Source organism: Nocardia sp. NPDC060259 (genome assembly GCF_042728775.1).
Lineage (GTDB): Bacteria > Actinomycetota > Actinomycetes > Mycobacteriales > Mycobacteriaceae > Nocardia.
This window is the reverse complement of the sequence record NZ_JBHXAY010000170.1, coordinates 1-9,123: the sequence shown is the minus strand read 5'-3', so window position 1 is coordinate 9,123 and position 9,123 is coordinate 1. Positions and strand designations below refer to the sequence as shown.

9 protein-coding genes are annotated in these 9,123 nt (G+C 69.6%); 4 read left to right on the top strand and 5 right to left on the bottom strand.

Going from position 1 to position 9,123, the window contains the following annotated elements; translation table 11 throughout:
* Positions 1–35: 35 nt before the first annotated feature.
* Together ACFWF2_RS32820 and ACFWF2_RS32815 are read right to left on the bottom strand one after the other, a co-directional pair.
* Positions 36–1,670 (bottom strand): hypothetical protein, encoded by a 1,635-nt coding sequence (locus ACFWF2_RS32820; RefSeq protein WP_379311368.1) that lies wholly within the window; start codon positions 1,668–1,670, stop codon positions 36–38.
* Entirely contained in the window at positions 1,667–1,996 is a 330-nt protein-coding gene (locus ACFWF2_RS32815) for a type VII secretion target (protein ID WP_379032372.1), read from the bottom strand. The genes ACFWF2_RS32820 and ACFWF2_RS32815 overlap by 4 nt, the downstream gene beginning before the upstream one ends.
* Before the next feature lie 191 nt (positions 1,997–2,187).
* Between ACFWF2_RS32815 and ACFWF2_RS32810 the strand changes: the two genes are divergently transcribed.
* Entirely contained in the window at positions 2,188–3,162 is a 975-nt protein-coding gene (locus ACFWF2_RS32810; RefSeq protein ID WP_379311367.1) for an NAD-dependent epimerase/dehydratase family protein, read from the top strand.
* An 11-nt stretch (positions 3,163–3,173) separates the two neighbouring features.
* Here ACFWF2_RS32810 and ACFWF2_RS32805 read toward each other — a convergent pair whose 3' ends face one another.
* The gene (locus tag ACFWF2_RS32805; protein WP_379311366.1) at positions 3,174–4,022 is read right to left on the bottom strand and encodes an SGNH/GDSL hydrolase family protein; all 849 of its coding nucleotides are present in this window, start codon (positions 4,020–4,022) and stop codon (positions 3,174–3,176) included.
* Positions 4,023–4,284: 262 nt separating this feature from the next.
* Here ACFWF2_RS32805 and ACFWF2_RS32800 point away from each other — a divergent pair, with 262 nt between their 5' ends.
* The gene (locus tag ACFWF2_RS32800) at positions 4,285–5,298 is read left to right on the top strand and encodes an Rv2578c family radical SAM protein (RefSeq protein ID WP_379311365.1); all 1,014 of its coding nucleotides are present in this window, start codon (positions 4,285–4,287) and stop codon (positions 5,296–5,298) included.
* Positions 5,299–5,307: 9 nt separating this feature from the next.
* On the opposite strand, the gene ACFWF2_RS32795 is transcribed toward ACFWF2_RS32800, so the two are convergent.
* Positions 5,308–5,952 (bottom strand): hypothetical protein, encoded by a 645-nt coding sequence (locus ACFWF2_RS32795; protein WP_379311364.1) that lies wholly within the window; start codon positions 5,950–5,952, stop codon positions 5,308–5,310.
* Between the two features lie 74 nt (positions 5,953–6,026).
* Positions 6,027–7,301: a histidine--tRNA ligase gene (gene hisS / locus ACFWF2_RS32790; protein ID WP_189023716.1), complete on the bottom strand. Its 1,275-nt coding sequence runs from the start codon at positions 7,299–7,301 to the stop codon at positions 6,027–6,029.
* A gap of 85 nt (positions 7,302–7,386) precedes the next feature.
* Between hisS and ACFWF2_RS32785 the strand changes: the two genes are divergently transcribed.
* Both ACFWF2_RS32785 and ACFWF2_RS32780 read left to right on the top strand, forming a co-directional pair.
* Positions 7,387–8,280, top strand: coding sequence for a peptidylprolyl isomerase (locus tag ACFWF2_RS32785; RefSeq protein WP_379311363.1), 894 nt, complete (start codon positions 7,387–7,389; stop codon positions 8,278–8,280).
* A gap of 276 nt (positions 8,281–8,556) precedes the next feature.
* Entirely contained in the window at positions 8,557–9,099 is a 543-nt protein-coding gene (locus ACFWF2_RS32780) for a hypothetical protein (protein WP_379311362.1), read from the top strand.
* The last annotated feature ends 24 nt before the right edge of the window (positions 9,100–9,123 follow it).

Here is a 9,123-nt window from a genome sequence, read left to right as displayed (position 1 = left end):
CCTGAGCACGGTGTCCGGGGCGGCGTCGTCCGAGCTCAGAACCGGTCTTCGTCGGCGTCGCGTTCGTCCTCGTGGACCGCGCCGATGACCTCCGGCGTCGATTCGCCGAGCGGGCCGGTGAGGTCGTCGTTGCCGGTGCGGCTCTGGTAGGGCTGCACGGTGCGGCCGTGTTCCTCGTCGTTGCTGCGCTGGCCCGCGCCCGCACCGGCACCACCGCCCATGAAACCGGAGCCGCTGGTGCCCGCGGTCGTGGTGTTGCCGAGACCGGTGCCACCCATCGCGGTGGTCATGACACGACCGCCGGGCAGTGCCGAACCAGGCACGGCCGTCGTTGCTTTCGGGGTCCCCGTGCTCGGGGTGCCACCACCGGAGCCGCCCGATCCACCGCGGGCCGTGCCGAGCGCACCGAGCGCGCCGCCGGTGCCACCGGTGCCGCCCGTACCGCCGGAGCCGAGGCCCGATGGAGTGGTCGCGCCGGGCGTGGGGGTGGTCGCGGTCGGCGAGGCACTCGCGGCGGCGGTGGAGTCGCCGCCCGTGCCGGACAATGCGTCCTCGGCCTGGGTGAGCAGTGGTTCGGCGATGTTCTCGGAGGCGGCGCTGAGCACTTCCTCCGGGGAGGGCAGGCCGCTCTGTCCGACGAGTTGCTGCACAACGCCGCCGAGTTGGGCGGTGTGCCCGGCCAGCTGGCCACGGGTGGAGTTGACGACGGTCACCGCCGAGCCGAGGTGTTCGGTCGCGAGGCCGATCAGCGTGGCCTGGGTCGGCGGCAGCATGATCGTCGGCGCGAGCGCGGTGGCCTGCGCGGCGAAGGTGGTCGCGATCGCCGACAGCTGCGCGTTGCCCGACTGGACGACGGCGGCGGCCTGCTCGGTGAGGGCGGCGATATCGAAGCCGCGCTGGCTGGTGTCCTGGCCTTCGACCTGGGCCTGCTGGCTGGCGGTGCTCGCGGCGTCGGAGGCCTCGCCCTCCCACAGCTGCTGGACGGTCTTGAGGCCGCCCTGGGCGACGCTCATCGCCGAGTCGATCAGCGTGGACGAATTGCTCAGCAGCGTGGTCGGATCGAGCGAGCCGAACACACCGGTGCCGAAACTGCTCAGCAGCTGCAGGATCGGGTCGAACAGCGAGTCGATGCCGGGCAGCGCGGGAATCGACACCCCGTTGAGCAGCGCGGAAACCGGATCCTCGGTCAGCGAGGTCGCGGCGGCCGAGCTCGCGCCGTTGCCTGTGCTCGCCGCGCCGGAGGCCGACGTGCCGGTGAGTGCGCTCTTGGCCGAGTCGAACGCGGTCTGCGCGGTGGTCAGCGCGGGCGCGGCGACCTGGGTGAGCGTGCTCTGCACGCCGCTCAGTGCCGCGGACGCGTCGGTGGCGACACCGGACAGGATGTCCTGCGCGTCGACGGTGCCGCCCGTGCCGAGCCCGGACAGACCCGACAGCCCGGCCGGGGAGACCGCGCCGTTCTGGGTCTCCTCGGTGATCTTCTGCGCGAGGGTGAAGACCGGATCCTCGCTGGTCGCGATGTCCTCGGGCAGCTGCATCAGCGGCACGTCGAGGATCGCCTGGGCGCTGTGGTCGACCGGGACGGCGCCCAGCGCGGACTGGGTCGCGGCGTCGGCGGTGGCCAGTGCGGTGTCGGGCGTGATGACGCCGGCGTCGCCGCTCAGCGGCTTCATGCGATGCCTCCGATTCCGGCGGCCTGACGCGCCAGGTCGGCGGCGTTGGCGACGTCGGTCGCGTCGAAGGTCACCGAGGACTTGAACGCGGCGTCGGAGAGTTTGGAGAACTTGGCCGACAGATCGTTGATGTCCTTGGCCTGCAAGGCCTGCGCGGCCGCGAACATCGCCAGGTAGTCGGCGCCGATGAGCCCGAACACCGGGGTCATCGCGGCGACATTGCCCGCCGCGTCGGTGATACCTGCCGCGGCGATATCCCCCGCCACCGCGGCGTTCGTGGCCGCGAACGCGGTGACGGCATCGGTTTGCACCGAGAGATCGGTCATGCGAATCCCCCAACTCGTCGTGAAAAGCCTGCCCTGAGACCGCGATCGGTGGCCGAGAAACTCCCGTCACGGCCGCCCGAGGGCGCAGTGCGCCAAATATAACCGAATACCCCGACCTCTATCGAGCCGTGTCGGCCCCGATCTGCGGGATTCGCTTTCAAAACTAGAACATGTTCTATATCCTCGGCGAAATGAAGGTCGCAGTGACCGGCGCAGCCGGCTACCTCGGAACCAACCTGATCCCGCAGCTCGTCGAGCGTGGCCACGAAGTGGTGGCCATCGATCGTGCCGCACCGACCACGTCCGATCCGGCCGTCACCTGGGTTTCCGGTGATGTGCTCGATCCGGCGTCGATGCGCACGGCGCTGGCGGGCGCCGAGGTGGTCTATCACCTGGTCGCGCTGATCACCCTCGCCGAGAAGAACGACCTGGCGTGGCGGGTCAACACCGAGGGCGTGCGGATCACCGCGGAGGCGGCACTCGAGGTCGGCGTGCGCCGGTTCGTGCACACCAGTTCCATCCACGCCTTCGACCAGTACCGCGCGGGCGGGCATATCGACGAGACCACCGTCCGCTCCGCCGATCCCGGACTGCCGGTGTACGACCGGTCCAAATGGGCGGGCGAGCAGGCGCTGCGACCGGTGATCGAGCGCGGTCTCGATGCGGTGATCGTGAACCCGACCGGCGTCTACGGCCCGGTCGACCACCCCGAGCGGCTGTCCCGGCTCAACCGCATCGCCGCCGACGCGATGCGCGGGCGCGTGCCGGTGATGATCGGCGGCGGGTTCGACCTGGTCGACGTGCGCGATGTCGCCCATGGCCTGATCCTGGCGGGCGAGAAGGGCCGCACGGGCGAGAACTACCTGCTCGGCGGGTACATGACCGCATTGATCGACCTGTGCCGAATGGCTGCGGCACGCACCGGCGCCAAAGGCCCGCGTTTCGCGATCCCGGCCAAGGCGCTCGGCGCGATCCTGCCGGTGGTCGAGCCGATCAGCAAGCGTCTCGGCTCGGACATCCTGTCCAAGGCGGCGCTCGGCGCGATCCTGTCGGCGCCGGTTGTCGATCACGGCAAGGCCGAACGCGAGCTCGGCTACCGGCCACGCCCGGCCGAAGAGACCGTCGCCGATCTGGTCGACCTACTGCGCGCACCGCGCAACGCCTGACCCCGACGCCCCTACGCCGCAACGGCCGCACGGATGACGTCGGCCGTCGCCTGCTGACCGGCGGCGTTGGGGTGCACCGGAGTCGCATTGGGCTGACCCGGCACCGGCGGCTCGATCCACCGGGTCGCCAGGTCACGGCAGGCATCGTGCCCGATACTCGGGGTATAGATGTCGATGTAGCTCGCGCCGTTGACTTCCGCCTGGCGACGCAACGCGGCATTGAGCTCTTTCTCGACATCGCGCGCGTAGGCGACATCGCCAGGGCTGAGCGGAACCTGCGGATAGCAGCTGCCCGATTCCGGCAGCACCGCCGGATATCCGACGACGTACACGCGCGCGTTCGGCGCCAGTGTCCCGATGCGCCCGATGGCCGCACCCATCGCGGGCTCGTAGGCGGCGATGTCGTCGCTGAAGCGTGATCCCCAGGCGTCGCGACACGGTGTGCCGACGCCGGCGGCATTACCGAGGTTGAGCGCTACGCACGACATGACCATCGTCTGGAACAGATTGCCGTCGTTGCCACCGATCTGATAGGTGACGACCCCGGTCCGCGGTGAGAGCGCGTCGAATTGCGCAGGCTGATCGGCATATTGGGCGGTGCTCATATGCGCGGTCGCCGCCGAGGCGCAGCTGACATCGGTGAGCTCCCACCCGGTCGCCGCGACCAGCCGATGCGGATAGTTCTGCGCCGATCGCGTGCACAGCGGCGGGCTACCGGGAGCGGGATCGAGCAGGCCGGGCGCGGCGGTATAGGAGTCACCGATCGCGACATAGGACACCGGAGGCGCCGAGATGGCACCCGGGAACAGCAGGCCGAGGACGAGCTGAGCGACGGCCGCGACCAACACCGGTCTTTCCATCGAACACTTCTTACCGAGACAACACCACCGAAAACCGGGCCACACGGTCCGCCACCAGCGATTTTACGCGCGAATCAACAAAAATGCGGCCGTCCAGTCTGGTTTTGTACGGCCGCTCGTCAGCGCACCGCCGACAATGAGAATCTTCTCTGCAGCCGTCATGCCATCTCCCCTGTTCGCCGAGGAAGCCACTGCGGACGATTGCAGAGAGCCGGGGTCGACTACGCTTGACACCGCATCGAACACATGTTCGACTCGTGGGGTGCGGTGGCAAGCCCAGACCCTCGACGCCGATGACGGCGCCCTGCCCGGATTGACCAGGGCCGGGCTGGTTCGCAGCGTCCGCACCCCCGAGTTCGACGGCATCACCTTCCACGAGGTGCTCTGCAAGAGCGCGCTGAACAAGATGCCGGAGAGTTCCTCGCTGCCGTTCCGCTGGACGATCAATCCGATGCGCGGGTGTTCGCATGCCTGCCGGTACTGCTTCGCGCGCGGCAGCCACGAGTATCTCGGCCTGGACGCAGGCAACGATTTCGATTCCGAGATCGTGGTGAAGACCAATGTCGCCGCGATCCTGCGCCGCGAACTGGCGCGCCGGTCCTGGCAGCGGGAACCGGTGGCGCTCGGCACCAACACCGACCCCTATCAGCGTGCCGAGGGCCGCTATCGCCTGATGCCGGGCATCATCGGCGCCCTCGCGGACTCGGGCACGCCGTTCTCGATTCTCACCAAAGGTCCACTGCTGCGCCGTGATCTGCCGCTGCTCACCGAGGCGTCGCGGCGGGTGGCGGTGAGCGTCGCGGTGTCGATCGCCATCCTGGACCCCGACCTGCACCGCAGCCTCGAACCCGGCACACCCACTCCTCGCGCGCGCCTCGACCTGGTCCGCGCACTCGCCGACGCGGGCTTCGCCGTCCACGTCATGGCGGCCCCGATCATCCCGTGTCTCACCGACGGCAGCGCTCATCTCGACGCGCTGTTCGCCGCGATCGCCGACGCGGGCGCCGACAGCGCCATGGCCTTCCCCATGCACCTGCGCGGCAGCACGCGCGGCTGGTTCCTGAGCTGGCTGGCCACCGAACACCCGGCGCTGCTGCGGCGCTATCGCCAGCTCTACGGCCGCGGCGGCACTGTCACCCCTGCCTACAGCGCCTGGCTTCGTGAGCGGGTCGACCCGCTGCTCGCCGCCTACGATCTGCGCCGTCCCCAGGGCCGCACCACACCGACGCCGCCGACCACGGCACCCCCGGATCCCCAGCTCGCGCTGTTCGCTTGAGCCCGGCGCTCACACGAGCGAGGCGACCTCGGAATCGGTGAGCACCACCGGTGACACGACATCCTTCACACGCACCAGCCGCACCCCGCGATACAGCGGCCGCTCCCCCAGTCCGGCATCGCGCGCCTCGGCCCGCAACTGCTGCACCAGCACCTCCGAGACGACGACGGCGGCGGCGAGTTCGCTGGCGGCGAGCGCGTCGGCGAGCTTGCGCAGCCCGAGCAGATGCAGCTCCCGCCCACTGCCCGCGTCGGTGTACATCGCCAGCGGCACCAGCTGGATGTCCGCGCCCGCGGTCACCTTCAGCACGATCCTGCTCAGCCTGCCCGGAAACACCAGCAGCTGTACGCCGCTCGCGTCCGCGAGGTCGATGCGATGTTCACCGAGCAGCCGGTGCGCGCGGATCTCGGTGCCGCTCAACCACATCCGCCTGCGCCGGAACGCGAAGACATAGCCGATGGTCGGCACCGCGACGACGAGCCCGAGGGCGATCGCGTACGGCCAGCTCAACCACACCGCCGACAGCAGCGCTACGCCGATGCCGACGCCGAGCGCGGCCAGCGCGAGCCTGCGCAACATGGGCGCGAACACTTCGGGCGCCACCAGGTCGATGCCGACCGGTTCCGTCGCCGCCCGCCCGGACTCCCCGTCCACGATGTCCCTCTCCACCCGGACCGGCCCGTCCGGTCCGAGGCGCGGTCAGATTACCGCGCCCGGACGCGCCGGGCTCAGTTGCCGAGTGCGCTGCGCAGCACGCCGATGACCTCGCCCAGCGGCACCTGCCGCTGCTCGCCGGTCGCCATCTCCTTGACCCCGATCGAGTGCTCCTCGAGATCGCGATCGCCGAGCACCAGCGTGTATTTCGCGCCGGAGCGGTCGGCGCCCTTCATGGCGCCCTTCATCCCGCGTCCGCCGTAGGCCAGGTCGACGCTGATCCCCGCGCCGCGCAGATCGCCCGCGAGCGCGACCAGCCGCGCCTTGGCCGCGTCACCGAGGGCGATGCCGTAGACCTGGCAGCGCGCCGGATCGGCCGCCGCCTTGCCCTCGGCCGCCAGCGCGAGCACGGTCCGATCGACACCGATGCCGAAACCGATGCCCGACAGCGGCTGCCCGCCGAGTTCGGCCATCAGCCCGTCGTAGCGGCCACCGCCGCCGATGCCGGACTGCGCGCCCAGCTTGTCGTGCACGAACTCGAAGGTGGTCTTGGTGTAGTAGTCCAGGCCGCGGACCATGCGCGGGTTCACCACGTACGGCACGCCGAGCGCGTCGAGGTGGGCGAGCACCTGCTCGAAGTGCGTCTTGGCCGATTCGGAGAGGTGATCGATCATCAACGGCGCGTTCGCGGTCAGCTCGCGCACCTCGGGCCGCTTGTCGTCGAGCACGCGCAGCGGGTTGATCTGGGCGCGGCGGCGGGTCTCCTCGTCGAGCGGGAGGCCGAGCAGGAACTCCTGCAACAGGTCCCGGTACTGCGGGCGGCAGGTCTCGTCGCCGAGCGAGGTGATCTCGAGCCGGAACCCGTCCAGGCCGAGGCCGCGGAATCCGGCGTCGGCGATGGCGATGACCTCGGCGTCGAGCGCCGGGTCGTCGACGCCGATCGCCTCGATGCCGACCTGCTGCAACTGCCGGTACCGGCCAGCCTGCGGGCGCTCGTAGCGGAAGAACGGACCGGCGTAGCACAGCTTGAGCGGCAGCTGCCCGCTCTTGTCCAGACCGTGCTGGATCACCGCGCGCATGACGCCGGCGGTGCCTTCGGGGCGCAGGGTGAAGCTCTCGCCGTTGCGGTCGGCGAAGGTCCACATCTCCTTGCTGACCACGTCGGTCGACTCGCCGACACCACGCGCGAACAGGGCGGTCTGTTCGAATACCGGCAGCTCGATGTGCCCGTACCCGGCGAGTCGGGCGGCGTTGATCAAGCCGTCGCGCACGGCGACGAACTCGGCCGAGCCGGGGGGCACGTAATCCGGGACCCCCTTCGGGGCGGTGAAGCTGCTGGTCTTGGTCACGATCATCCAGTTTTCCCCACGGGCGCCCCTCGCGTCCAACCGGTTACCCTCTAGACGAATCTGACGACACGGGAGGAACGCGGTAGTGCCGAGTAACGAACAGCGACGGGCGGCGGCCAAGCGCAAGCTGGAGCGCCAGCTGGAACGACGGGCCGAGCAGGAGAAGAAGCGCAAGCGCCTCGTGATCGCGGGCTCGGTACTCGGTGTCATCGTGGTCGCCGCCGCCGTGACCGGCGTGTACTTCCTCACCAAGGGCGGAGACGAGCCGGAATCCTCGGCCACGGCGAGCGCGACGACCACCAGCAAGCGCGAACTGCCGCCCGCCGCGGACGCGCCCGCGGTCGCCGCCAAGCCCGCCACCGTCGACTGCGCCTACCCGGTCGGCGCCGAGCCCGCCGCCAAGCCGGTGGCGCCGCCGAGCACCACCACGGTCGCCTCCGGCCCCGACGCGCCGAAGACCAAGGTGTCCATCGACTCCACCCAGGGCCCGATCGGCCTCGAGCTCGACAGTGCCGCATCGCCGTGCACCGTCAACAGTTTCGTGAGCCTGGCCCAGCAGGGCTACTTCGACAACACCAGCTGCCACCGCATCTCGGCCGAGACCGGCTTCGAGATGCTGCAGTGCGGTGACCCGACCGCCACCGGCATGGGCGGCCCGGGCTACAGCTTCGCCAACGAGTACCCGACCGATCAGTACCCGGCGAACGATCCGAACCTGGAAAGCCCGGTCAAGTACCAGCGCGGCGTGATCGCGATGGCGAACTCGGGCCTGACTCCCGAGGGCACCAACGGCAGCCAGTTCTTCCTGGTCTACGGCGACACCATCCTGCCGCCGAAGTACACCATCTTCGGCACCATCGACGAGGCCGGCCTGAAGACGCTGGCGAAGGTCGGCGCCGCGGGCGACGACGGCTCCATGTCGGCGGGCGGCGGCAAGCCCAAGATGCCGATCAGCTTCAACACCGTCAAGGTGGGCTGACAGCCCCACACACGGCACCGAAAGGGCCGGACGCCGTCACGGTGTCCGGCCCTTTTCCGGTGTCATCGCCTCGACACCGTCGGAAGATCATCAGAGGCAAGGCAATCCTATGGATCGTCCGGCCGATGCCAGCTCGTTCCGCATTTTCTCCCCCGCCACTCCGTGCCCACCGAAACTTCTCGACACCTGCCTCGCGTGGCTCCGCCAGACATACAGTCGTGTCCTTCGCGCGGTAGGCTCAGATGTCCACTTCCACAGCAGCATCGGGGAGCAGTCATGGCGGAACTCGACGACATCGGCAGCGAAACGGCGTCCATGATGAAAATCATGCTGCAGATGGCCACCCTGGTCGCCCTCAAGTCGCGTGAGGCCGGCCAGAAAGAGGCCGAGGCCCGCGTCAAGGCGGTCGAGGCGAAGATGAAGGAAGCCAAGGAACTCCAGATCCGCGAGGCCCGCGATCTGAAGGCCAAGGACCCGCGCAATATCGAACTGGTGCAGATGATGTCGGTCGGCACCAAGTCGACGCAGACACGCGGACTCACCCTCGAGAAGGACCCGTCCTCACCGTTCGCGAGCACCGCGGCCTCGGTCGGCGCGAACGCACCGCAGGTGGGCTACGACTCCGTCGAGCGGCGAGCGGCCATCGCGGCCCATCTCGAACGGGCAGGCGTCGCACCGGAATTGGCCGAAGTGCGGATGCTGGTCGAGATGGGACAGGGCATTTCGCCGGACGAGGCGATCCGGCGCACGAACGCGGGCGCGCGGCGGGCAGGCATCGAACGCAGTATCGATCCGCGCGGACTCGAACGCGGCCGCTGACCCGCTCCGATGCGGTCCGGCGGG

What these genes read in the sequence shown, in the direction of transcription:
- ACFWF2_RS32820 (WP_379311368.1), bottom strand. Translation starts at nt 1,670, where the DNA reads ATGAAGCCGCTGAGCGGCGACGCCGGCGTCATCACGCCCGACACCGCA.
- ACFWF2_RS32780 (WP_379311362.1), top strand. Translation starts at nt 8,557, where the DNA reads ATGGCGGAACTCGACGACATCGGCAGCGAAACGGCGTCCATGATGAAA.
- ACFWF2_RS32805 (WP_379311366.1), bottom strand. Translation starts at nt 4,022, where the DNA reads ATGGAAAGACCGGTGTTGGTCGCGGCCGTCGCTCAGCTCGTCCTCGGC.
- ACFWF2_RS32815 (WP_379032372.1), bottom strand. Translation starts at nt 1,996, where the DNA reads ATGACCGATCTCTCGGTGCAAACCGATGCCGTCACCGCGTTCGCGGCC.
- ACFWF2_RS32810 (WP_379311367.1), top strand. Translation starts at nt 2,188, where the DNA reads ATGAAGGTCGCAGTGACCGGCGCAGCCGGCTACCTCGGAACCAACCTG.